Source organism: Gymnodinialimonas mytili (genome assembly GCF_037544085.1).
Lineage (GTDB): Bacteria > Pseudomonadota > Alphaproteobacteria > Rhodobacterales > Rhodobacteraceae > Gymnodinialimonas > Gymnodinialimonas mytili.
Genome location: NZ_JBBIFW010000001.1, coordinates 1,767,345 through 1,791,396 on the forward strand (window position 1 = coordinate 1,767,345; position 24,052 = coordinate 1,791,396).

16 protein-coding genes are annotated in these 24,052 nt (G+C 60.2%); 8 read left to right on the forward strand and 8 right to left on the reverse strand.

All coding sequences use genetic code 11. The annotated features are described in order from the left end of the window. Window positions 1-27: 27 nt before the first annotated feature. From V8J82_RS08770 to V8J82_RS08790, 5 genes are read right to left on the reverse strand one after another with little or no spacing between them, the layout of a single operon-like run. On the reverse strand, window positions 28-555 hold the full coding sequence (locus V8J82_RS08770) for a pyridoxamine 5'-phosphate oxidase family protein (RefSeq protein WP_339974273.1): 528 nt from the start codon (window positions 553-555) through the stop codon (window positions 28-30). Beyond that, a complete protein-coding gene (locus V8J82_RS08775) occupies window positions 548-1,603 on the reverse strand; it encodes a lipocalin-like domain-containing protein (protein WP_339974274.1) in 1,056 nt (351 codons plus the stop codon). Before V8J82_RS08775 ends, V8J82_RS08770 begins: the two co-directional genes overlap by 8 nt. A gap of 5 nt (window positions 1,604-1,608) precedes the next feature. Then, on the reverse strand, window positions 1,609-4,005 hold the full coding sequence (locus tag V8J82_RS08780) for an ABC transporter permease (protein WP_339974275.1): 2,397 nt from the start codon (window positions 4,003-4,005) through the stop codon (window positions 1,609-1,611). Then, window positions 4,006-4,674, reverse strand: coding sequence for an ABC transporter ATP-binding protein (locus V8J82_RS08785; RefSeq protein WP_339974276.1), 669 nt, complete (start codon window positions 4,672-4,674; stop codon window positions 4,006-4,008). 58 nt (window positions 4,675-4,732) lie between these two features. Continuing rightward, entirely contained in the window at window positions 4,733-5,167 is a 435-nt protein-coding gene (locus V8J82_RS08790) for a MarR family winged helix-turn-helix transcriptional regulator (RefSeq protein ID WP_339974277.1), read from the reverse strand. A gap of 319 nt (window positions 5,168-5,486) precedes the next feature. Between V8J82_RS08790 and V8J82_RS08795 the strand changes: the two genes are divergently transcribed. The 4 genes from V8J82_RS08795 (at window position 5,487) to V8J82_RS08810 (ending at window position 10,277) form a co-directional block, all read left to right on the forward strand. Continuing rightward, window positions 5,487-6,641: a phosphoserine transaminase gene (locus tag V8J82_RS08795; RefSeq protein ID WP_339974278.1), complete on the forward strand. Its 1,155-nt coding sequence runs from the start codon at window positions 5,487-5,489 to the stop codon at window positions 6,639-6,641. 42 nt (window positions 6,642-6,683) lie between these two features. Further along, window positions 6,684-8,279, forward strand: coding sequence for a phosphoglycerate dehydrogenase (serA, locus tag V8J82_RS08800; protein WP_339974279.1), 1,596 nt, complete (start codon window positions 6,684-6,686; stop codon window positions 8,277-8,279). 84 nt (window positions 8,280-8,363) lie between these two features. Beyond that, window positions 8,364-9,098, forward strand: coding sequence for a metallophosphoesterase (locus V8J82_RS08805; protein ID WP_339974280.1), 735 nt, complete (start codon window positions 8,364-8,366; stop codon window positions 9,096-9,098). Window positions 9,099-9,101: 3 nt separating this feature from the next. Then, on the forward strand, window positions 9,102-10,277 hold the full coding sequence (locus V8J82_RS08810; RefSeq protein WP_339974281.1) for an acetyl-CoA C-acyltransferase family protein: 1,176 nt from the start codon (window positions 9,102-9,104) through the stop codon (window positions 10,275-10,277). Window positions 10,278-10,314: 37 nt separating this feature from the next. On the opposite strand, the gene pbpC is transcribed toward V8J82_RS08810, so the two are convergent. Beyond that, window positions 10,315-12,360, reverse strand: coding sequence for a penicillin-binding protein 1C (gene pbpC / locus V8J82_RS08815; RefSeq protein ID WP_339974282.1), 2,046 nt, complete (start codon window positions 12,358-12,360; stop codon window positions 10,315-10,317). Then, window positions 12,357-17,798 carry an alpha-2-macroglobulin family protein gene (locus V8J82_RS08820; RefSeq protein WP_500796448.1) on the reverse strand — a complete coding sequence of 1,814 codons (5,442 nt, stop codon included), beginning with the start codon at window positions 17,796-17,798 and terminating at the stop codon, window positions 12,357-12,359. Before V8J82_RS08820 ends, pbpC begins: the two co-directional genes overlap by 4 nt. A 164-nt stretch (window positions 17,799-17,962) precedes the next feature. On the opposite strand from V8J82_RS08820, the gene V8J82_RS08825 reads away from it, so the two are divergent. Next, on the forward strand, window positions 17,963-20,506 hold the full coding sequence (locus V8J82_RS08825; protein WP_339974284.1) for an ATP-binding protein: 2,544 nt from the start codon (window positions 17,963-17,965) through the stop codon (window positions 20,504-20,506). Window positions 20,507-20,509: 3 nt separating this feature from the next. Here V8J82_RS08825 and V8J82_RS08830 read toward each other — a convergent pair whose 3' ends face one another. Beyond that, window positions 20,510-21,520, reverse strand: coding sequence for an asparaginase (locus V8J82_RS08830; RefSeq protein WP_339974287.1), 1,011 nt, complete (start codon window positions 21,518-21,520; stop codon window positions 20,510-20,512). Between the two features lie 177 nt (window positions 21,521-21,697). On the opposite strand from V8J82_RS08830, the gene V8J82_RS08835 reads away from it, so the two are divergent. The 3 genes from V8J82_RS08835 to rlmN all read left to right on the forward strand — a co-directional run bounded on the left by V8J82_RS08835 (window position 21,698) and on the right by rlmN (window position 24,021). Then, on the forward strand, window positions 21,698-22,231 hold the full coding sequence (locus V8J82_RS08835; protein ID WP_339974289.1) for an invasion associated locus B family protein: 534 nt from the start codon (window positions 21,698-21,700) through the stop codon (window positions 22,229-22,231). Between the two features lie 8 nt (window positions 22,232-22,239). Beyond that, window positions 22,240-22,776 carry an invasion associated locus B family protein gene (locus tag V8J82_RS08840; RefSeq protein WP_339974290.1) on the forward strand — a complete coding sequence of 179 codons (537 nt, stop codon included), beginning with the start codon at window positions 22,240-22,242 and terminating at the stop codon, window positions 22,774-22,776. Window positions 22,777-22,839: 63 nt separating this feature from the next. After that, a complete protein-coding gene (rlmN, locus tag V8J82_RS08845) occupies window positions 22,840-24,021 on the forward strand; it encodes a dual-specificity RNA methyltransferase RlmN (RefSeq protein WP_339974291.1) in 1,182 nt (393 codons plus the stop codon). Window positions 24,022-24,052 lie beyond the last annotated feature (31 nt).

The following is a 24,052-nucleotide window of genomic DNA, read 5'->3' on the forward strand; positions in this document are numbered from 1 at the left end:
GTCTTCAATCCCAATCATCGGTGCAGCTTAAGCTGTGATCCAAGTACCGGACCAATCCGTTTCAGAGGTGTAGATGGCGCGCTGATGCGGATCGCTGAGAAGAAGAAGATCGAACTTGGTCAGATGGCAGATAAGGCGACTAAAGCGCGGCTTTGTTTTCTGTATGTCTGTCGAGATTGGTGTGCCAGGAACCGCGCCGCGATAGTTTTCTTGGGCATGCGCGGGCAATTGCGCGAAGAGGTCCGGATCGCCTGGCCGAAATTCAACCCGGGCTTGGGCCCGGATCTGAAGCTGTGATTTGGGGATCCAGACATGGATTGCCACGCGAGGATCCGTTGCGATGTGATCGGTTTTTGGCGACGCGCCGTCAGTGTGGAATTCCAGAGTAGACGCTGACTGCGACACAGCGCGCAGGACAAGCGTGCGAGCCTCGGGCCCGTCGGGTCCGATCGTGGCGAGCGTTGGATGACGGGCCGGGTGATGGCGGTCGGCCTTGCCGCGCAACAGATGGCTCCAAGCACGCTCTAGGAAGCCTGACAGGCTCTCTTCACTCATAACCCGTCATCTCCAAATATCCGCGTCCGGTATGGCTGCCGGTGAAGGTGATCGGACCTTCCCAATAGGCAAAACTGGTATTCATCCAAGCCTGCGGGTTCAGCGGGATCGTTTCGATCTCGATCCCCCGCTCGGGAAAGCTAAGCCGCCATGCGGTGGGCACCTCGCGCCCGGCAACCTCGGTCCAGGTGCGGGGTGTCAGGGTGACATACCCATCGCCGTAGCTTTCCGTGGTGCCGTCCGGCGCGATCCAGGTGGCGGAGGTGAACCAATCACCCGCCGTATCGCGCAGGCCAAAGGCCATCATCCGGGAACCATCTTCGAATTGCAGCGAAAACCAATCCCAGCCGCGTTGATTGGCGCTGAGCGGTTGGGATGACCATTCGCGGTCCAGCCAGGCGGTCCCTGTTACTGCGACACGCCCCTCGGGAAGGTCGAGTGTACCGGCAACGCTGTAGAAGGGCTGAGAATAATAGTAGCTCGCCTGGCCTTCGGCGCTTTTGACGGAATAGCCGGACTCACCATGAAAGATCAGCGGGCCCTCGGCGCTCAGGGCAAGATCATAGGCGAAATCCGCGCCCCGGGCGGTGAGATGCAGCGCATCATAGGCATCGCCGTCCGTGGTGGTGGAGATCATCTGCCAATCGTCGATCCTGGCCATAAACGGGTGTGCGGTGACCCCGGCCTGACCAATCCCGCCGCGGGCTAGACGCTCGGCGCTGAAATGCGCATCGGGCGTGGTGACCCCGGCATGGCCCATAAAAAGTTGCGGTGCGGTCCAATCCCGCGAGGTCTCAGGGGCCAGCGCGCTGCGGAACAGGGTCCATTGGACACCGTAATCGCGCCCATCCGCGCCTTCTAGCGTGGCCGTCAGATACCACCATTCGATGCGGTAGGCGGGGTGAGGGCCATGGTCGTCAGGGAAGGTAAAAGCTGGGTTTCGCTCTGGCACCGCAAAGCCGTCCGCCGCCGTGCCGAGCCCTGCGAACCCTTGGGCATTTGCTTGAGAGAGCATCATGAGAAGGGCAAAAATCAGGCGCATCATCATGGCGGCTATCTTTCCTGCGCGAAGACTTGGGCCAGGCGTGCGGGGGCGATCCGCGCGAGGCGCAGCGTTGGACCAAGCGCTGCCAAAGTGGCGGCAATCAGCGCCAACGCGAATAGCATGAGCCAATCGGTGGGGAACAGGCGCATGGGCAGGCGCCATCCAAAGGCTTCGACATTGACCAGGGCGAGCAGAACCCAGGCCAGTGCCAATCCGACGGGCAGCGCAAGCGCGAAAGTCAGCGCGGCCAGGGCCAGGCTGCGACCCATCTCAACCCAGGCCAGCCTGTTGCGCGAGGTGCCGATGGCCCAGACAGGCGCCAATTGCGGAAGACGTAGGTTGGCCAGGGTCAGCAGGCTGGTCAGAAGCGCCAAGGCCGCAACGCCGAGGGTCAGCACATTAAGCGCGCCAGTCACAAGGAAGGTCTGTTCGAACACCTGAAGCGAGAAGCGTTTGACCTCCACCTGGTTGATCACGTTATCCGGGGGCAGGCCGAATTCCTCGCGCAAGCGGGTGGCCATCGCGGGTACGTCGGCGGGATTGATACGGATCGCAAAGCGGATTGGCCGGGCATTCGGGAATGTGTCTGTCAGGCGATTTAGAGATACAATTGCCTGGCCGTTTGGGTTCCCATAATCGGAATATACGCCAACGATTGGCAGGCCCGAACCGATGGCGACGATATCGCCCAACGCAAGACCTTCGCGCCGATAAAGCTGCTCATTCACCAGCACGCCGGTGCCATTGGCGATTTGCGCCCAGGGGTTGTCGACAGCACTCAGCAGGGGCCAAGCGGCGCTGTAGGTGGGGTGATCGACAATCCCAAAGACGTCAGCTGGCAGGCCGTAGAGCCGCGTTTCCGCTGAAATGATGGGCAGGATTGCATCGACTTCAGGCTCGTTTTCCAGGGTGGCCATTAATGTGGACGTGTCATCGACCGACCGGCCAGTGACGTAAAGCTCGGATGAAATCCGTTGATCGAGCCAGCCCGTGAAGGTGTGCCGGAAGGATCCGACCATGGTGGAGACACCAATATTGGCCGCGAGCGCCAGCAAAAGCGCCATAAGCGCCAGCGACAGCCCGGGGACCTGCTGACGTGTATCGGCGACAACCCATTCTGCGAACGCATTTCGAGGACGGATCAACCCTAGAAATCCAGTGAAGAGCGCAGGAAGCGCCAGGGCCGAGCCGATCAGCAAGGCGGCTAGACAGACAAAGGCGGCGATCAGGCCAGAGCCAAACAGAGCAAGCCCCGCAGCAATGCACATCAACCCCAAGGCTGCGAGGGCCTGCAACCGCATTATCCGGCCCGATGCCTGTGCCCAGGCGCGTGGCATGGCCGGGGCGAGCAGTGGCATACGCGCTGTGCCGATCAACGCTTGGATCGCCGCAATGCTTGCGCCCAGCAAAGTGATGGCCAATGCCGAAGCGGCCCAGAGTGGATCGAAGCGCAACACGCCTTCGACCTCGGCGCCGTAGAGCCCGCGCAGTGTCCCCGCGACGCCCGGCATGAGCGATGCGGCGATGACGTAGCCCAGCATCACCCCGACGGCGCCGGATACCAATGCGATAGCGGTCAGTTCCAGTGATAGCGCGGTCAGAACGCTGCGCAGAGGGGTACCCAAGGCGCGGAGCGTGCGCACCGTCGCGCGCCGTTGCTCAAACGCCAGGCCGATAGCGGCATGAACGATAAACAAACCGACCGCAAAGCTCAGCAAACCGAACGCGGTGAGGTTCAGGTGGAAACTGTCGGTCAGCCGTGCGATGTCATTGGCCGTTTCGGGCGGGCGGAGCACCAGATCGGTCGCCTCAGCCAGAGGCGCAAGTCCGAACGGCTGGTTCGGGTCGATCAACAGATACGAGGGATCACTCTGCCCCAATAGGTGTGCGGCGGTGGAGATATCGGTGATTGCCGCACCCGGCGGGACGCCGTCTGTCAGCGCGATGTCCGGCAGGCCATCGGGTAAGGGGCGCTCTGCCGTTTCGTCGCTCATCAAGATCAGGCCGGGTGCGGTGAAGAAACGCGCCAGATCCAAATCGCCGTCCAAGGCGGGGCCTTGGGCAGCCGCGGGGGCAGTCAGTGGGTCGATGCCCAACAGACGCAACCGCGCCTCCCCATCCCGCAGCTCACCAGAAACAACGGGGGAAACCAAATAACCCGCGCGCCGCAGCGCGATATAGTCAGTCAATGGCAAAGGCCGTCCATCGGGCGTTTCCAGTCGGGCAAGTTGATCCTGCCCAAGGGTCGCGGCGGCCCGGTCATATGCGCCGCGCGCCTCGGCATTGATCGCTTGAACCCCTGACCATAGGGCTGTGGCCAAGGCGAGACCCAGCATCAACATCGCCAATTGACCCGGTCTGCGGTGCCAATGGGAAAATAGGGTCGAGATAGCGGTGTAGAGCATCTACTGGACCGCCAATTGACCGCGTGACAGATGCACTTCGCGCGATAGACGCTGCGCCAGACGCGGGGAATGGGTGACCATCATCAGGGCTGCGCCAGTCTCTGCCACAAGTTCCAGCAGAAGCGTGAGGACAATGTCGCCAGTCTCCTCGTCAAGGTTGCCGGTGGGTTCATCGGCCAGGATCAGCTCGGGTCGAGGCGCCAAGGCGCGCGCGATCGCGACGCGTTGCTGCTGTCCACCCGATAATTGTTCGGGATAGCGCGCACCAAGATCGGACAGGCCCAGCCGATCGGATATTTCGGCGGTAAATGCGGCATCAAACCGATTGGCCATCTGTGCCTGCAGCGCAACATTGGCCGCGACATTCAGCGATGGGACCAAGTTGAATTGCTGGAAAATCAGACCAATGCGATCCCGTCGAATTTGAGCACGGCCCGCATCATCTAAGCGGCCGATATCTTCGCCGTCCAAATGCACCGATCCGTCAGAGGGTTGATCCAGGCCCGCCGCAAGATGCAGCAGCGTTGACTTGCCCGAACCGCTTTCACCCGTCAGGGCAAGTGTCTGACCACCGTTCAAAGCCAGCGATACGCCATTCAGAACGGGCGTGCTGCCGTAGGATTTGCAGATATCGCGCAGGTTCAGCAGGGGAAGGTCACTGTCTATCATGCACGGGGATGTAGCAGCCTCTCGGCTGGGAAAAACCCCTTTCGATGCGGCGGTTTGACTAGACCCGTTCGAACAGGCTGTTGATCGCGGTCTTCAACTGCGCGCGATCTTCCGGCCCCAGAGCATCCAGCATCTTGCTTTCGGCGGCTTGAGCGGCGGATTTCATCCGCGAGACCTCCTCAGTGCCCCGCGATGACAGGCGCACCACCAGGCGACGACGGTCGGATTTGTCACGGATGACGGAGATCATATCCAGATCTTCCAGCCGCCTTTGCGCACGGCTGACCCGGGCGGCATCCATCGCCGTCAGAATACACAGATCATGGGATGAACAAGGTTGGTTCGATGGCAATGCCATCATGATCCGCCATTCCGGCATCTGAAATCCCGCATCTTCGATCACGTGCTGAAACAGGCGCGAAGAAATGACGGACATCTGAAATGGCAAATATTCCGACAGATCGAATGTTAGGGATTTGGATTGGTCTTTCATGGAGGACCTCATGCCACCGGTGGAATATGTCCACGCTCAACTCAACCTAAACGGTAGTCTGGTTTGGGGTGTCATATCAAGTATATTGTCAACTCAATTAGACGGTTGAGTCGCCCTACACCTCGGGCGGTGCTTGATAATTTCAGTTCGCTGCCGAATTTGTCGCAGGTTTCCGATCGGCTACATCGCGGCGCTGGTTTGTCCAGAAATCGTGATTCGAGGCGATATTCCCGGTTGCTCCTTGTGAACGCTATGCGTATTCCCGGCGGTGGGACACCCTTCCCCAACGAAGGGCGCATATCTGCGAGGATATTCAGAAATGAACATTGAAAAACCGGCCACGCGGCCGGATAATCCGCGTTTTTCCTCTGGCCCCTGTGCCAAACCCCCCACATGGACAATCGATGCGCTTGCGCAGGCCCCGCTGGGCCGGTCGCACCGCGCGGCTGTTGGTAAGACCCTGTTGAAGGATGTCATCGACCGGACCGCCAGCATTCTAGGCGTGCCCGAAGGTTACAAGGTCGGTATCGTTCCCGCGTCGGATACCGGCGCCGTCGAGATGGCGATGTGGTCTATGCTCGGCGCGCGGCCTTGCACGATGCTGGCCTGGGAAAGCTTTGGCGCGGGCTGGGTGACCGATGTGGTCAAGCAACTGAAGCTGGATGCGACGGTGACGACCGCGGAGTATGGCAAACTGCCCGATTTGGGCGCTGTGGACTGGGACACCGACGTTGTGTTCACCTGGAATGGCACGACAAGCGGCGTGCGGGTTCCCGATGGCGATGTGATCCCGGCGGACCGTGCGGGCCTGACGATTTGTGACGCGACAAGCGCGGCATTCGCGCAAGATTTGCCGTGGGATAAGCTCGATGTGGTGACATTCTCTTGGCAGAAAGTCATGGGCGGAGAAGCAGCGCATGGCATGCTGATCCTGAGCCCGCGCGCTGTTGAGCGCCTGGAAAACTACACACCGGCATGGCCCTTGCCCAAGATCTTCCGCCTGACCAAAGGCGGTAAACTGATCGATGGGATCTTTACCGGCGCTACGATCAACACGCCGTCCATGCTGTGTGTCGAAGATTATGCCTTTGCCCTGAACTGGGCCGAAAGCGTTGGCGGTTTGCAGGGTCTAATTGCCCGCGCAGACGCGAATGCGCAGGCCATCTGGGAGTTCTGCGACACCCGCGATTGGATCGAGAACCTGGCGGTGAATCCTGCCACTCGCTCCAATACCAGCGTGTGTGTGAAGTTCACTGCTTCGCGCATTCTGGACGGCGCTGCCTTTGCCAAGGCCGTTGCCAAACGTTTGGAGGCGGAAGGTGTCGCATTGGATGTCGGCGCCTATCGCGACGCGCCTGCCGGTCTGCGGATCTGGTGCGGTGCCACCGTGGAGACGGCGGATATCGAAGCGATGCTGCCCTGGCTTGATTGGGCCTTCCACGCGGAAATCGAGGCTCAGGCGCAGGCCGCCTGACCCAACCCCATTCTACGAAATTCTCGATTAGGAGTGCCTAAGATGGCCCCCAAAGTTCTCGTCTCCGATAAGCTGTCAGAAACCGCCGTTCAGATTTTCCGCGACCGGGGAATCGACGTCACCTTCGAGCCGGATCTCGGTAAGGATAAAGATCGCCTGCTGGAGGTGGTTGGCCAATATGATGGTCTTGCGATCCGGTCTGCTACGAAGGTGACCGAAAAGATCATTGCGCAAGCGACTAACCTTAAAGTTGTGGGACGCGCCGGGATCGGTGTGGACAACGTCGATATTCCGGTGGCCTCCAAAAAGGGTGTGATCGTGATGAACACGCCCTTCGGCAATTCGATCACCACGGCGGAACACGCGATTGCGATGATGTTCGCTGTTGCGCGTCAGATCCCCGAGGCCAGCACCTCCACCCATGACGGCAAATGGGAGAAATCGCGCTTTATGGGGGTTGAGCTGACAGGCAAGACCCTGGGTGTGATCGGCGCCGGGAATATCGGGTCGATTGTGATTTCCCGCGCCTTGGGGCTGAAGATGAAAGTGGTCGCCTATGACCCGTTCCTGAGCGAGGAGCGTGCTAAAGAGATTGGTTGCACGAAGGTTGAGCTGGATGAGTTGTTGCAGCGCGCCGATTTCATTACGCTACATGTGCCTTTCACCGAGAAGACGGCGAACATTCTGTCGGCTGAGAACCTGGCCAAGACCAAAAAGGGCGTGCGGATTGTCAATTGCGCGCGTGGTGGTCTGGTCGATGAGGCCGCCTTGGCCGAGCTGCTGAAATCCGGCCATGTCGCAGGCGCGGCCTTTGACGTGTTCGCCCAGGAACCAGCTACGGAAAACCCGTTATTCCATCTGCCCAATGTGGTTGTGACGCCGCATCTGGGTGCGGCGACGACCGAGGCGCAGGAAAATGTGGCTCTGCAGGTGGCTGAGCAGATGTCGGATTACCTTCTGACAGGGGCCGTCTCGAATGCGCTGAATATGCCCTCGGTCACCGCTGAGGAAGCTGCCGTGATGGGCCCTTGGGTGAAGCTCGCCGAACACCTCGGCGCATTTGTCGGGCAATTGACCGAGGAGCCCATCGAAAGCATCGACGTGGTCTATAACGGTGTCGTCACAGGCATGAACCTGAAAGCATTGGATTGCGCCGCGATTGCAGGTGTGATGAAGGCGACGAATCCGGATGTGAACATGGTCTCGGCCCCCGTGATCGCGAAAGAACGCGGCATTGAGCTGAGCCAGACGACTCAGGACAAATCGGGTGTGTTTGATGGTTACATTCGGTTGGTGGTCAAAACGCCGACGCGCGAACGCTCGATTGCCGGTACGGTCTTCAGCGATGGCAAGCCGCGCTTCATCCAGATCAAAGGCATCAATATCGATGCCGAGATCGGGGAGCATATGCTGTACACCACCAACGAAGATGTGCCAGGGATTATCGGTGCGCTGGGTCAGACGATGGGCGAGAACAACGTGAACATCGCCAACTTCACCCTCGGTCGGTCCGGCCCGAAAGGGGAGGCGATTGCGCTGCTCTATCTGGATGCGCAGCCGCCCGCGGCTGTGCTGGAAAAGCTGATGGCCACCGGCCTGTTCCAAAGCGTCAAGCCGTTGCAATTCGACGCGGCCTGAGCTGCAATGCGGGGCTTTGGCGGGCGCCCGAGACCGGTTCGCTACAATGTTGATACGGCATTGTGGCGGACCGATCCCCTAACCTTGGCCGTCCTGACGGATCTGCACATTTGTGATCCATGGAGCCCGCTATCCGCCCTGGATCACCTCGTGGATCAGATCTTGGTGGAAGCGCCGGATCTGATCTTGCTGCCGGGTGACTTTCTGGCTCGGAATGTGATCCCGTCGCGGTTTGTGCCGATTGAACCCATTGCCGAGGTGCTGTCTCGTTTGCAGGCGCCGTTGGGGGTCTATGCGAGCCTGGGCAACCATGATTGGCGCGATTGCCCGATTGCGCGCGCCAATGATTATCGGTTTAACGGCGTGCAACCCGCTTTGGAAGCGGCGGGTATCCCGGTTCTGTCCAATCGCGGCGTGTCATTGACTGGCTCTACATGGCTGGTTGGGCTCGATTCCCAGCAAGGGATCGGTCGCGCCAAAGATCCAGATCCGCGACATGATTTGGGCAGCGCCTTTGCCGATGTGCCGGACGGTGCGAGTGTGATCCTGATGGCCCATGAGCCGGATATCTTCCTTGATCATGATTGTCCCGCGGCGTTGCAAGTCAGCGGCCACACCCATGCTGGGCAGATCAACTTGTTCGGATGGCGCCCCGCCACGCCGTCACGTTACGGTGGACGGCTCGCCCATGGTCTGCATGCTGAAGGAGATCGGCGCCTGATTGTCTCGGCGGGATTGGGCTATAGCGGCCCGCCGGTGCGGTTCATGGCGCCGCCTGAATGGGTAATGGCGCGGGTCGCCGCAGCGGGAGGAGTTTGAAACATGGACGAGATCGTAATTCTATCGGGGGCCCGCACGGCGATTGGCACCTTTGGCGGCAGCCTCGCGGGCGTCGCTCCAATTGATACGGCAAGCGCGGCGGCGAAATCTGCTTTGGACCGGGCCGGGGTCGATGGGGCACAGATCGGCCATATCACATTCGGCCACGTGATCAATACCGAACCGCGCGACATGTATCTCAGCCGTGTGGCTGCGATGCAGGCGGGCATTCCCGAGACTGTACCAGCAATGAATGTGAACCGTCTTTGCGGTTCTGGGGCCCAGGCCATTGTGTCGGTGATCCAGTCCCTCGCGCTGGGTGATGCCGACTTTGGTCTGGCGGGCGGGGCCGAAGCGATGAGCCGCTCACCCTACATCATCCCGGATGCCCGCTGGGGACAGAAGATGGGCGATGTGCGAACCCTCGACATGATGCTAGGCGCGCTGAATTGCCCCTTTGGCACTGGTCATATGGGTGTCACAGCCGAGAATGTCGCTGACGAACACAATGTGACGCGCGAGCAGATGGACGCGTTTGCCATGGCGTCGCAAGAGCGGGCAGCTCTCGCCATTTCAGAGGGCCGGTTTGCGGATCAGATCGTGCCAATAGAGGTGAAGAAACGCCGTGAGACTGTGCCGTTCGAGGTGGATGAACACCCTAAGGAGACCACGCCCGAGGCGCTGGCGGGTCTGCGCGCCGTCTTTAAGAAAGATGGGCGTGTGACGGCTGGCAATGCGAGCGGGATCAACGATGGGGCGGCGGCCTTGGTGCTGGCCCGTGCGGAGGCGGCAGAAAATGCGGGCCTGAAACCGCGCGCACGTGTTTTGGGCTATGCGCATGCCGGTGTGCGGCCCGAGGTGATGGGCATCGGTCCGGTGCCGGCGGTGGAAAACCTGCTGGCGAAGACTGGCCTGACTATCGGCGATTTCGATGTGATCGAAGCCAACGAAGCGTTTGCCGCGCAAGCGTTGGCAGTGAATGCAGGTCTAGGTTTGGATGCCGCCAAGGTGAACTCAAATGGTGGGGCCATCGCGCTAGGCCATCCGGTCGGTGCGACGGGCGCGATCATCACCGTAAAGGCACTCTATGAATTGGAGCGGATCGGCGGATCTAAGGCGCTGATCACCATGTGCATCGGTGGTGGCCAAGGTATCGCGTTGGCGATCGAACGGGTATAGCCTCTCACATCACAGCGAATAGAGCCTGATACGCTGCTTAGTCTGCAATTTCGATCTGGCGCGTTCCCGCTTGCCCGGTCGCATCTATCACGGTCAATTCGCCAAAACCGAGCCCAATATCGCCCAGGATCACCTCGCGATCCCGGTCTCCGATGGCGATGGGCGCGCCGTTCCAGAGCCAGGTGAAGGGTGGCGTCCCTTCGGCGACCCGGGCGATCACCGGCAGGTCTGGTTGGTAAGCCAAGACGGCGCCTTCGGGCGGGAATGTGATACTGGGCTGTGGCGGTCCGTTTGATCCGCCTTGTGGATCGAAGCGCCGCAATGGGTCTGGCAGGTCCGCATTCAGCAGGGTCAAGGCGCCCGGAGGTGGACCAGGACGCAATGTCGGTCGATCACCGATCCGCGAAAATGCTTCGAACAGAAGCGGTGCGGACAGGTCGGCACCAAACGCACCGGGTACCGAAGCGCCATCGGCACGACCCATCCAAATACCGACGACATGGCGCCCATCGAACCCGAATGCCCAAGCGTCGCGGTGACCGTAGCTGGTGCCGGTTTTGAAGGCGAGACCGATCCGCGGCGCATTTGGCGGTGGCGTGACATCCCCCAGAATATCCGCGACGTACCATGCGGCCACGGGAGATAAGATGCGCTGTCCGTCACCCGGTGCCTCGCCCGCTCGCCAATGCATTGGAGGCGCTATGCCGCCCCGAGCGAGCCCACCGTAAAGCCGCATCAGATCGTCCATCCGCGTCCCAAGCCCGCCCAACGCGATGGCCAGGCCGGGTGCTTCGTCCATGGGAAGACTGACCTCCATATCCGCACGTCCCATCGCGCTGAGCATCCGATGTGGGCCCAAGGCGCTCAGCAAGTTGACAGCCGGGATATTTAGCGACGCTTGCAGCGCCTCGGCGGCTGTCACTTCTCCACGGAAGACTTCGTCGAAATTCTGGGGCGCATAGCCTGCGATCGAGATCGGGCGATCGGCCACCAATGTCTGCGGATGGATCAGGCCCGCATCGAAGGCCAACCCGTAGATCAACGGCTTCAGCGTGGACCCTGGAGACCGCACCGCCTGGGTCATATCGACAAACCCGGTGCGTGGGTGATCGGTGTAGTCGGGCGATCCGACCGATGCCAGGATCTCACCGGTTTGGTGATCCATGACCATGATCGCGGCGCTGATTTGCGGGCCAAGGCCAGTTGTCGCGCGACGGGCCAGATGCTCCATCCGAGCCTGCAACACGACGTCGATGGTCAAGAAATGGGTGGCTTGGGTCGGTCGATCCGCCAAGGCGCGGTCCGAGAGATGGGCCGCGAGGGCCGGAAAGTCGCGACGCTCGGTCGGGATCGGTTCGTTTCGCGCCCAATCCACATCTTGCTCGGTCAGATCGGTGAAGGTGACGGCGCGGCTTAGCACACGATTGCGCGCGATCTCGGCGGCTTCGGCAAATCGGTCGGGGCGCCTGGAATTCGGGGCTTGCGGGATGGCGACCAGCAGCGCGGATTGCGCGGCGGTCAGTCGCCTCGGTTCCACCCCGAACCAGGTCAGTGACGCGGCGCGAATGCCTTCGATGTTCCCGCCATAGGGCGCGAGGTGAAAGTAGAGCGTAAGGATCTCTTCCTTGGTCATCTGCCGTTCCAAGGCGAGCGCCAGGCGGATCTGGCGGATCTTTCCACCCCACGCGCCTGTCCCGGAATCCTCCAGCAGGCGTGCGACCTGCATGGTCAGGGTCGATCCGCCCGATACAATCCGCCCCGATGTCAGACGCTGCCATACCGCACGCGCAAAGGCGCGCAGATCGATGCCGGGATGCGACCAGAACCGCCGGTCTTCATAGGCAACCAGCATCTCGATGAAACTCGGATCCACCGCGTCATAGCTGACAGGTAGGCGCCAGCGCCCATTTTCGACCGTATACGCACGCAACAAGGCGCCGTCGCGATCCAGCACCTCGACGCCCGTTTCCAGGACAAGCGGTGGGATCTCGGTCTCATCGATCCAATCATTCAGCCAAAGCGCCACGCCGAGGCACAATGTCAGAGCGAGAGCGCTGAGCGTGGCCGCGATCCGTCGGATCATTCGGGCACCGTGATAGTGACCTGACCCGATGCGGTTTGGGCGCGGAAGGTTGGGCGGTACATATCGACGATGGACGCCGCGGGCTGGTGAAATTCGCCCGGTGTGACGGCGCGGATCGTGTAAGCAAGTTCTATCGGGTCATCGCGGCGCATATGGATCGCAGCCTGGAACCGGTCGGACAGGAATTGCGACATGCGCGGCGTATAGGCCGTGGTTCGGCCCAGATTTGGAAGATCGGTTGCACGCAACAGGTTCGGATTATCGATCTCGAACCCGGCTGGCAGTGGATCAGTGATCAGAAGCCGCCCGTCTGGCGCGCCAAAGCGTTCGACGGACAGGATCGCTACCAGGCGCGTGCCTTGCGGCACAGTACTGGGATCGACCGGCGCCCCGTCGAAATCTTGGTAGCGCCGTGTGATCCGGTAGCCGTTCCCGAATGCCTCGGTCAGTCCGTCAGGCACGCCGAACCGGGTGAGCGTTAGCATCTCATCGCGGTTACCGATATTCTCGATAATGCGGGTTTGGGTCGGATCTGGGCCGAGAACCTGCACCAAAGGTCCCGACACGGGCGCGCCATCCAAAGCGAGACCGGTAGCATCAGGGCTTTCCATCAGAGCCTGGGCTGCCAGCAAGGACCAGACCGCCTCTTGCGTCGAGGCGGTGTCGAGATCCGGAAGGATATCGGCGGTTAGATCGATTGCATTCGCCGTTTCGGATCCAGCGAAGGCGGCCAAGGCAACCAGACCGACCGCGTCGCGCGCACGACTGCCATAATCGTCGCGCCAGCTTGCGTTTTCCTCATCAGTGGCGATCAGGGTCAGCCGCGCAAATCCAGCGGTAAACATCGCATCGGCGCGGACCTGATCGCCATACATCGCCAGCGCCGCCCCCAATTGCCCCAGAGCCAGCGGCGTTGCAAATTCAGACGCCTTCACATCGGCGTAGTAGCGCAGATCCCCCATGCTGGCCTGCCCCTCGCGAGCCAAGACCATCAGCGCATAGGCAAGGCCTTCGCCCGCGTTTTCGAAGTCCGGATGTCCGGCAACGCGGTTGGCAAGGTTGTCGAGCGCGGATTGGAACGGAATTGCGGGCACCTCATGGCCCTCCGCCCGCGCGCGGGACAGGAAATCGGTGACATAGGCATCAAGCCACAGGTCCCCGGATTGCGCACGCCACTGACCAAAGCCGCCGTTTGCCGCCTGGTTGGTTAGCACGCCACGGATGGCATCATCGATCCTCTCGCTTAGATCGTCGGCAGTGCCGAGATCCATTAACTCCGCCACCTGAGCCAGATACAGCAGGGGCAAAGCGTGGCTGGTGATCTGCTCTGTTGAGCCGCCAGGATGTCGATCCAACCGCTGCAACAAGCCCGCGACATCGAATTGGGCCAATGGGCCACCCGACAACGTGACGCGCGCGGTGCCGGGCTGAAACCCGGTAAATGCGGTGGCATCCAGCGTGAAGCTTTGCCCCGGCTCGAGGGTCAGGCGGGTGGTTTCGGCGATACTGGGATCATTGGCGACAACGGGGATTGAGACGGTTTGATCGAGGAGCTCGTCATTGGGCAGGGTTAGGTCAAAGCTGGCGGAAAGCGTGCCTGTCCGATTGTCGGCGACACGGAACGGCAAGCTCAGACGGGTTGTGGTCCCTTCGGTCAGGGTCACGTTTTCTGGCAGCTCGCCCCATTGATCAATCAGCGGTGACGCGCTGATCGACAATGGAAAAGTCCCAGTCGGGCCTTCAGTATGGGTGAATTCCAAGAGGATACGGCCCTGATCACCAGGTGCAAGGAACCGCGGGGCAGATGCGGTGACCACAATCGGGTCGCGGATGATCACCTCGGCACTGGCCTGACCGATACCGGTGTCCGACCAGGTTGTCGCCATGAGTCGGAGAGTGCCGTTGAAGGCAGGAATGTCGAATTCGGTTGTCACACGGCCATCCGCGCCAACAATCAGTGGCCCGGAGAATAGCGCGACAAGATCATCGCCAGGCGGTGGGCTTTGGGCGCGCAGGCCAGCTCCGGCATCACCGCCCTGACGAATACGCCCTTCGGCCCCGTCGCGGCTATCGATAAGCCGCCCATAGACATCGCGGAACGCAACGCCCAAGCGCCGCTGACCGAAGTAATGCCCCTCGGGATCGGGTGCCTCGAACCCTGTCAGGTTCAGGATGCCGACATCTACGGCGGCAATCGTGGCGTGGACCACCTCGCCCGGCTCTGCATCGGCCACATGCAATGTGACTGCTAGCGGCCCGCGGGGGCGGGTCGTCTCAGGCGCGTCGATGCGGGTTTCCAAACGACGATCACCGGGTACGAGCGTGGCATGAGCCAGTCCAAGTGCGCGCGTCGGAGCGGGGCCTGATACCGTCTCTAACGGGCGGATGAGAGATGCTGTGACATAGGCGCCGCTGCCCCAATCCTCGGTCACGGGCAGTGGGATATCTACGGGATCGTCACCAATCTCTATCAATTGCCGATCAATCACCCGATCCGACAGAACCTGGATCACGGCCAGCCCACCTTGCCGCGGGACGATGCGGAGCGTCGCGGTGTCGCCTGGCGCATAGGTTTGGGCATCCAAGGACACGTCCAACGTATCGGGCGTGTCGGAGCCATCCTGCGCATTGTACCACCCCGCACTGAAACCAACAGAAGACACTGCGAACCCGCCGGTAGCACTTTCAACCCGCAGTTCGTAATTTCCTCGGTCGACCGGGGCGGATATGCGCGCCGGGTCGGCGCCCAAAGTGATCTCGCCATTGGCGATCTGTGTGCGCGTTGTCACTGGTTCCCAGGTCCAATTGCCGCCTTGGCGATACCATTGGTAGCGCCGCTCGACGCGGTTCAGCGTCCAACGAGCTGGCAATGTCTCTGTTCCGGTGGCAAGCACATCGAACGCCGCGTCCGTGTCGCGCTGCAGAGTGCTGTCAAATAGCGGCCGTATTCCAATCATCGGCGCGTCGGGCAAGATCGTGGCAGTTGCACTCCGTTCTAGCGGACGACCTGAGCCTTCGGTGATCTGCGCGGTCAGAGTCAGAACGCCGGGATGGGTGACGCCCTCGAATTCCGGCAGGTCGAGATTGCGCGACAATTGACCTTCGCTATTGGTTAGCTGCGGTGCAAGTGACGCAAAGACAGGATCCGGCGCTGCGTCATGGCGACCAAAGCGATAGTTGGGATACTCAAATAATTCAAAGGTTGGGCGCAAAGCCAATCGGCCTGAAATCGGCAATTCCGCAGCAGATGCCCCGAAGAGATATTGCGCATCAAACGTGACGGTGGGCGGTGCGTCGGCTGAGCGGATCTGCTCCGGCAGATCAATCGAAAGGTCGAGCCGTTCTGGTAGGAAATCTTCTACCAGAAGCCGTGTCTGGGTCAGCGGCGGCGCGTCTGGATCGGCGTGGATTGCAAGGCGCCACGTGCCGCGCGGCACATCCTGATCAAGCGCCAGGGAAAAGACATAGCCGCCAGCGCCGATTTCCGTCAGCACTTGGCGGGTATATTCGACGCCATCTGCGCGGGTCAGGATCGCGGTCAGTGGTAGCCCTGTGATCGCAGCGACCGAGGGATCGCGGGCTAGAGCGGTGGCGTGGATCGTTTCGCCGGCGCGATAGGCACCGCGATCTGTTGTCAGGAATACATCGATGGCTTGTGCGGGCTCTCGCCCGTCAACGCCACGATCAGACAGGTCAAACTCGGCATCGCGCAACGACAAGAAGGCAAGGTCGGTGTCGCCCATCCGCGCCGTCAGCAAGGCCGGTGCCGCACCATCCTGGCCTGCGGTCAGACCAGTCGGGAAATGGGCATAGCCCTCGGCGTTGGTCTGTGCCGACCCCAAAACGCGGTTCGAATCCGAGATCAGATCAAGTGTAACATCGGCATGGGCCTGGGTTGTCGCTAATGACCGCACCAGAACATGGACGCCATCTGCGCCGCTCATCGCGGTCAGACCCAGGTCGCTGACCAGGAACCATTGGGTCGCGCCGCCATCGCTTGTACCCGCGCCGCCAACGCGTGCCTCCAATGCGTAGAGCCCCGGCGCACGGCCTTGCAGCACCTCTCCGATTGGGATGCGGGTGGTTACGCTGCGATTTGGTTCTGTGGCGACATCCACCGCACCTTGCCAGACCTCTTCCCCGATTTCGTCCCCAAACTGGTCCACTTGCCACTCTGCCAGTGGACGCCCGAAATAGTCTTGCTGCAGCGTGCGGAGGATATTGCGGTCTGCGACGTGAAAGAGCCGCAAATCTATCAGATCCGTGTTCACGCCGACCACGGGGATCGAACTGCCCGCGCTGGCAGGCAGAATATAAGCACGACCGGCAAATCGGACGGAGGGCGACCGATCCCGTACATATTGGCGCAGCGTGATCGGACTATGCAGTACCTCGCCCGATGCTGCGGGCAAACCGGCGCGCAGGGTGACCTCGTAACGCGCGCCATGTTCGACACCGGACAGGCAAAGCGACCTGCCGTCTGCTTCGACGGTTAGACCGGGATGGCGCGATTGCAGAAAATCGTCGTAGATCACGCCCCCAGCGGCCAACGGTTCCGAGAATGTCGCACAGATCCGTGGAAAGTCGGCTTCGTTATCGACACGCGTTTCCGTCACGCGAAAGCCAAACAGACCCCGCAAGCGCGTTAGAGCCGTATTTCGGATGTCTGTCGGATCTTGCTCAAACGCCAAAACCGCAGCATCTAGTGCCGCGCGGCCCCGCCCGCGACGTTCCAATGCTAGGGCGAGCTGGTCGAGCGCTGCGGCAAATTCAGCACCGTCCTCGGCGCGGAGAGCGGCATTGGTCGCGGCCTCGACCGCCTGCCGTTCGAATTCGCGCCCAGCGGCATTGTTTTCGGCTTCGATCGAAAGCAACGATTGCGCGTAGGCTGTCCAATCCGACGCCGCATGGGTCAGGGTGACAGCAGCCCCCAGCATCCGCATGGCGCCCAAATGGTTCCCGTCATCGGCCAAGCGCGCGGCGCCCTCGCGCCATTGTTCAGGATCAAATTGCCCCCCGAAATGGACCAGGTCCAGACCACTGGCCTGTGACTGGGCTGTGTCAAAATCGGCAGAATTCAGGAATTGCAGATTGCCACGCTGCGCTTCCGCATGGGTCAAAACCTCTGCCGCCGTGTTGCGGATCACGCCGGAAATCGCACCGGAATAGGTTATAGCCTCACCCGCGGCGGTCTTCGGAAAGCAGGTGTTGTTCGCGGTGTTGAATGTGAAGGCCATACAATCTGGATCGGCCCGGCAAGCGGCGTCACAGGCCGATAGCGTTGTGTCGAAAATCGGCCGCAGATCATTTCCCGGCAAATCCACGTCTCTGATTAGGCTGCTCACCCGATCCGGAACCGGGCTTTGAGCGGCACTGATCGTTGCAAGATTGGGGAGCACACAGAAAAAAACTGCCAGAAGCCTAAGGGCGCGGCGCATGGGCATCTCAATTTTAAATTTCAAAATCAAACATCCTCAGGGTGACACGCGCCCTGTATGGCTGTCCATGATTCCTGCGAGGCAACGGAGGATTAACGTAATGTTCAACGAAACAATCGACAGTTTGCTGGAACATTTTGTGAACGCCCAAAAAGGGTTGGGGCATGACCGCGACAAGCTTCGATGATCGATTGGCACAGGAACGGCGCGCCCGGCTGCAAGCCGAGCGTTTGTTGGCACTTCGATCCGAAGAGCTTTATGCCGCGAACCGAAATCTCGCTGATCATGCCAATGAGCTTTCGTTTCAAGTCATTGAAACACGTGAACAAAACGAGATTTTGCGCGATGTCACAACCGATACCAAAGCCAAGCTGGAGGATGCAAATCAGCGCCTGAATATGGCGCAGCGCCGGATGTGGGATGCGTTGACGGCGACTGAAGATGGCTTTGTGATCTTTGATCAGGATCGTCGTCTGGTTGCCGCGAATCCCGCCTTCTTCGACATGTTTGATGGTGCGGCGGATGTTGCCGAGGGCGCCTCCTACGAGGCGATTCTCCATATTGCGGTCGAAGAAGGAATCGTCGATTTGCAGGGCACTCCACCGGAGGATTGGATCGCCCGCATGTTGGCGCGTTGGGATCAGAACCCGATCCCCAAAGCAGACGTCAAGCTGTGGAACGGCGCCTATATCCGGCTGAATGACAAACTGACCCCGCAGGGCGATTTCGTGTCGCTTGCCGTGGATATCACCCCCAATATTCGGCGTGAGCGCCAATTGCGCGCTGCCCGCGACGCCGCCTTGGCCGCCAGCCGCGCCAAGTCAAACTTCCTCGCGAATATGAGCCATGAGATCCGAACCCCGATGAACGGCGTCGTGTCGATGGCGGAATTGCTGCGTGACACGCCGTTGACCGAGGAACAGATGCTCTACGCCGATACGATCAAGAATTCCGGCGAAGCGCTGCTGGTCATTATCAATGATGTGCTCGACTTTTCGAAGATCGAAGCCGGAAAGATGGAACTGCATTCCGAAAGCTTCGATCTGAATGGCATGGTTCATGAGATTTTTCGCCTGATGAAGCCGGTCCTGAAGGACAAGGACCTGGATCTGCGTTTGGACTACGACATTTTCCTGCCCGAGGCGCTGATTGGCGATCGCGGCCGAATCCGTCAGGTGCTCACCAATCTGATCGGCAATGCCGTGAAGTTCACCGCAGAGGGCCATGTGAGCGTCCATGTCATGGCCGATCCGAATGTGCCTGAAGACAAGGGTCTGACGCTTCGGATCGTGGTTCAGGATACCGGTGTCGGTATCGCCGAAGACAAGCAGGCCCATGTGTTTGGCGAATTCAATCAGGTTGAAGACGAGCGAAACCGCCGCCATGACGGAACCGGCCTTGGCCTGGCGATTTCACGCCGCTTGGTACAGATGATGGGCGGTGAGATGTGGCTGGAATCCGAGGAAGGCAAAGGCTCCGCCTTTGGGTTCACGCTGCCGGTTGCCAAAGATCCCGACGGTGGCGCAGGCCCCGTCGCAGGTCTGCCCCATGATCAGGCGCGGGTTTTGCTGGTAGGCGGCGATAGCACGTTGGAAGAGCAGTTCCTGAATGCGCTGAGCCGACTTCATGCGGAGCCGTCGCTGGTTCGTCGAGCGCCCTGCGCGCGCGATTTAGAAGGCACGCAGGCCGTTGTCTTATGCGGCGAAACCGTCTCGGTGTCGGAGGTCGCGGCCGCGCTTGATGAAAACGGCTTCGCCGGTGCTCGTCTGACGCATCTGAAAGGGCCGAAAGTGGACGGGTTCATCGCTATCGATCCGGGGGAAAACGGGTTGGCCGATCTGCGCGCCGCTGTTCTGGGAACTGGTGCGCCAGCGTCACCTTCCAGTGGTGATGTGAACCTATCACCGGTAAAGAGCGAGCCGCAGATGCCAACGCCAGAGTCCACGCCGCCAAGCGTCGATGAGCGTGAACAAACCGCTATCGTTGAAGATCCAGCCGTTGATCGGTCCGTTCCGGCCGATGCTTTGGTCTCCAACGGGGTCTCAGCGCCGATTGTCGACCATCCCGCCGATCTACAGGTATCATCCGAACTTCGGCGTGTGGAGGAACACGAAGCGTCAGACGTTGACCAGCCAGCAACGTCGATGGACCCGTCTGGCAACATGGTTGCCGAGCCCATACCGGAACCGGTCTCTGACATATCGACGCCTGTAGAAAGCGCGCCGAACGCTGAGACGTCATCAACTGCCAGCGTAGCGAGCGCTTTGGCAGATCCATCGCAGGACGCGCCCCCAGCCACAAACGCGCCAAACCGGGATAGGTTGCGTGTATTGGCCGCCGAAGACAACAAGACCAACCAATTGGTCTTCAAGACCATGTTGAAGGCATTGGATATCGATCTTGAGGTGGTCAACAATGGCGTTGAATTGGTGGACGCCTACCGCAGCGATGTGCCCGATCTGATTATGACGGATATCTCCATGCCTGAAATGGACGGGCTAGATGCCGCGCGCGCGATCCGGTCCATCGAGGCGGAAAACGGGCATCCCCGTATCCCGATCATCGCCATGACGGCGCATGCGCTTGAAGGTGACAAAGAGCGGATCTTGGCGGCTGGCCTCGACGATTATGTAACCAAACCACTCAAAAAAGCCTTGTTGCACGAAAAGATTGCAGAGGTGCAGGCGGAATTCGATACTGCGAAGTAGGCCCTATAGCCGCCAGTTTTGGATCGTGCCCGCAACGCGATAATGGCCGGTCTCTCTCTCGCACCGGTTCAAGATAGGTCCATGCGTGAAGGCCAAAGCATCAGCGTGCTGCGGGTTCAATACGCCAAGATTGCCTAATAATGTCGCAACCACCGCCTCCGCTGCACGGGTCGCGCCGTCTTCTATTTTCAATGCGATGCCAAGGCGATGTTCTGGAACGATTGCGATAAACACGCCCTCGGCGCCGGTCTTGATCGTGGCGCGATGCCCCATTGCTCGCATCAAACGCGTGCAGGCGCGGCCTTCGCCAGCGACAAGATCGGGATGCTGCATCATCGCGTTGCGCAGCCTCACCATTGCGGCGCCGCGCGTGCCATCGGTTTCAGATGCCGCCGCAAACGTTGCCATGGCTTTGGCCAACCCGGTCAGGCGGGTGACGAAATTCGGGGCGGAGCAGCCGTCGATGGCATGGTCGAGCTGGTCCTCGCCCGTTACTTCGCCCCAGGCTTGTTTAACTGCGCGCTGAACTGGATGAGTCGGATCTATGTATTCAGCGCCACCGCCCAGATGCTTGTTGAGCGTCAAAAACCCGCTGTGCTTGCCGGAGCAATTGTTGTGCCGCTGCCCCGATTGCGCATCGGCGCAAATCAGTGCTGCGCTGGCGGCATCATCGTTGGGCCATTGCGCACCACATCGCAAATCTGCTTCTGTCAGATCCAGATCGGCCAACCAACGTGTGACCCGATCCGTGTGGATCGCCGCGCCGTTATGCGATGCACAGGCAAGTGCAAGGTGATCAGTGTGCAATCCAAAGCTGTCGGCGGCCCCGCTTTCCACCAGCGGCAGCGCCTGGATCATCTTCGCCGAGGATCGCGGAAGATACCGTGCCTCGACGTTCCCCCAAGCCGCAATCAGCCCATGATCGTGGTGCCAAATGGCGACATGGCCGCGATGTCGGCTTTCCAGAACCGGCTTGCGGTGAACCTCCACCAGCACTTCTGCTTCTGCAACCATACTTAAATCCTTCCAGATGCCTTCAAAACCCGGCGATTATCCGCCAGTGGGGCTTTTTTCAGCGAACCGATTACGATAAGTTACCGTGCATTAATGGTCAGACATTCCACCTATTTCGTTACCCCCATAAAGGGGTGCTGGCCAGAGGCAGAGAAGGGTCTGGAGGCTCTGAAGCGCATGAAAACACATCTTGCTGGGGTCCTTGCGGGCGGGTTGGCCATTTTGGCGACCGCTGCATTTGCCCAGGACGGAGAAGAATCCACCAACCGTGTGAACGCCGAGACTGATTGGTCGGTGTTCGTTGAAGATGATCCGACGCAATGCTGGGTCGTGTCCACGCCATCGGAAACCGTAAACACGCGCGAAGGGCGCGAAGTGTCGGTACGTCGCGGCGAAATCCTGATGTTTGTGTCGTTTTGGCCCGGCCAAGAGCGTCTGGGCGAGGTGAGCTTTACGGGTGGATATCCGTTTGCGGACGGATCGACCGTGACCGTTGAAATCGGATCATCGACCTTTGAATTGTTCACCGAAGGTGAAATGGCTTGGGCCGCATCTCCGCAGGATGATGATAGGATCATCACTGCGATGAAGCGCGGGGCGGAGGCACAGCTAACGGCGCGGTCATCGCGCGGCACGCAAACGCAAGATACGTTCAGCTTACTCGGGTTCACGGCAGCCGTTGAGGATGCTGAGACACGGTGCGGCAATTGACGGCGCCGATGCGCGATGCGCCCCGCTCTCTCGCTTTGCTGTTGAGCTTGATCCTGGTCACTGGCACTGCCTTCGCGCAGGATGAGGAAGTGTCTACCAACATTGTCGGATCGGAAACCGACTGGTCGGTCTTCGTCGAAACCGATCCGGCGCAATGTTGGGTGGTCTCGACACCTGCCAACACCGTGAATACGCGGGACGGGCAGGAGGTTGAGGTCAACCGCGGCGAGATCATGATGTTCGTGACCTATTGGCCAAGCGATGAACGTTTGGGTGAGGTCAGCTTCACGGGTGGATATCCGTTTGCCGATGGCTCCACCGTATCGGTCGAGATTGGCTCGGATTCATTTGAGTTGTTCACCGAAGGCGAAATGGCTTGGGCGCAATCGCCGGAGGATGACAACCAAATCATCAGAGCGATGCGCAGCGGGTCCGAGGCATTGCTGACAGCGCAATCCTCGCGCGGCACGCAAACCGCCGATACGTTCAGTCTTTTGGGTTTCAGCGCGGCCATCGAAGATGCCGAGGCGCGGTGCGGAAGCTAAAGGTGGGTTTGCGCCAGCGCGGATGCTCCTATATGTGACGGCAGCCCCTTTAGGATTGCCGCCATGACCGCCTCCGCGCCGATTACGCAAGACGTCGCCACGATCAAACGCAAACTGCCCGACGGGCCGGTCAATCTGATCGGTCTGACGCGCCCTGCTTTGCGGGACGCCTTGATCGCCGCTGGGACACCAGAGAAGCAGGCTAAGATGCGCACCGGCCAGATCTGGCAATGGCTGTACCACAAGGGCATTCGCGATTTCGATGCGATGACGAACCTGTCGAAAGACTATCGCGCGATGCTGAAGGCCACGTTTGTGGCCGATCTGCCCGAAGTGGTCAGCAAACAGGTCAGCGCCGATGGCACGCGGAAATATCTGGTTCGGATCGCGGGCGGCCATGAGGTTGAGGTGGTCTATATCCCTGAAACCGACCGAGGCACGCTCTGCATTTCCAGCCAAGTCGGCTGCACGCTGACCTGTTCGTTTTGCCATACCGGCACGCAAAAGCTGGTGCGCAATTTGACGGCCGGTGAGATCATTGGCCAGGTCATGCTGGCCCGCGATGATCTCGACGATTGGGTGCGTTCCGGCGAAGGGATGGGTGAAAAGCCCCGACTTGTGTCGAATATCGTGCTGATGGGCATGGGGGAGCCGCTGTATAATTTCGACAATGTGCGCGACGCGATGAAGATCGCGATGGATGGCGAGGGGATTTCCCTGTCGCGCCGCCGGATCACGTTGTCGACCAGTGGTGTGGTGCCCGAGATCGCCAAAACTGCGGAAGAGATCGGATGCATGCTCGCGGTCTCGTTCCATGCCACAACCGATGAGGTGCGGGACAAGCTGGTGCCGATCAACAAGCGCTGGCCGATTACCGAATTGCTGGACGCCCTGCGTGCTTATCCCAAAGCATCGAATTCCGAGCGGATCACGTTTGAATATGTGATGCTGAAGGATGTGAATGACAGTGATGAGGACGCGTGCCGTCTCGTGAAGCTGATCCAGGGGATTCCGGCGAAGATTAACCTTATCCCGTTTAACGAATGGCCCGGCGCGCCCTACGAGCGGTCGGATTGGGACCGGATCGAGACATTCGCCGATATCATCTATAAGGCGGGCTATGCCTCCCCCATTCGAACCCCGCGCGGCGAAGATATCATGGCGGCCTGCGGTCAGTTGAAATCGGCGACGGAGCGGGCGCGGAAATCGCGCAAGCAAATTGCGGCTGAGGCTGGCTTAAGCTAGGCGCCTGATCTCAACCCAATCTTACAAAAGA

Coding starts and splice junctions, on each gene's coding strand:
- V8J82_RS08835 (WP_339974289.1), top strand. CDS start 21,698: ATGAAAACACATCTTGCTGGGGTCCTTGCGGGCGGGTTGGCCATTTTG.
- V8J82_RS08795 (WP_339974278.1), top strand. CDS start 5,487: ATGAACATTGAAAAACCGGCCACGCGGCCGGATAATCCGCGTTTTTCC.
- V8J82_RS08775 (WP_339974274.1), bottom strand. CDS start 1,603: ATGATGATGCGCCTGATTTTTGCCCTTCTCATGATGCTCTCTCAAGCA.
- V8J82_RS08810 (WP_339974281.1), top strand. CDS start 9,102: ATGGACGAGATCGTAATTCTATCGGGGGCCCGCACGGCGATTGGCACC.
- V8J82_RS08770 (WP_339974273.1), bottom strand. CDS start 555: ATGAGTGAAGAGAGCCTGTCAGGCTTCCTAGAGCGTGCTTGGAGCCAT.
- V8J82_RS08840 (WP_339974290.1), top strand. CDS start 22,240: ATGCGCGATGCGCCCCGCTCTCTCGCTTTGCTGTTGAGCTTGATCCTG.
- pbpC (WP_339974282.1), bottom strand. CDS start 12,360: ATGATCCGACGGATCGCGGCCACGCTCAGCGCTCTCGCTCTGACATTG.
- V8J82_RS08785 (WP_339974276.1), bottom strand. CDS start 4,674: ATGATAGACAGTGACCTTCCCCTGCTGAACCTGCGCGATATCTGCAAA.
- V8J82_RS08820 (WP_500796448.1), bottom strand. CDS start 17,798: ATGCGCCGCGCCCTTAGGCTTCTGGCAGTTTTTTTCTGTGTGCTCCCC.
- V8J82_RS08790 (WP_339974277.1), bottom strand. CDS start 5,167: ATGAAAGACCAATCCAAATCCCTAACATTCGATCTGTCGGAATATTTG.
- V8J82_RS08825 (WP_339974284.1), top strand. CDS start 17,963: ATGACCGCGACAAGCTTCGATGATCGATTGGCACAGGAACGGCGCGCC.
- V8J82_RS08830 (WP_339974287.1), bottom strand. CDS start 21,520: ATGGTTGCAGAAGCAGAAGTGCTGGTGGAGGTTCACCGCAAGCCGGTT.
- V8J82_RS08780 (WP_339974275.1), bottom strand. CDS start 4,005: ATGCTCTACACCGCTATCTCGACCCTATTTTCCCATTGGCACCGCAGA.
- serA (WP_339974279.1), top strand. CDS start 6,684: ATGGCCCCCAAAGTTCTCGTCTCCGATAAGCTGTCAGAAACCGCCGTT.
- rlmN (WP_339974291.1), top strand. CDS start 22,840: ATGACCGCCTCCGCGCCGATTACGCAAGACGTCGCCACGATCAAACGC.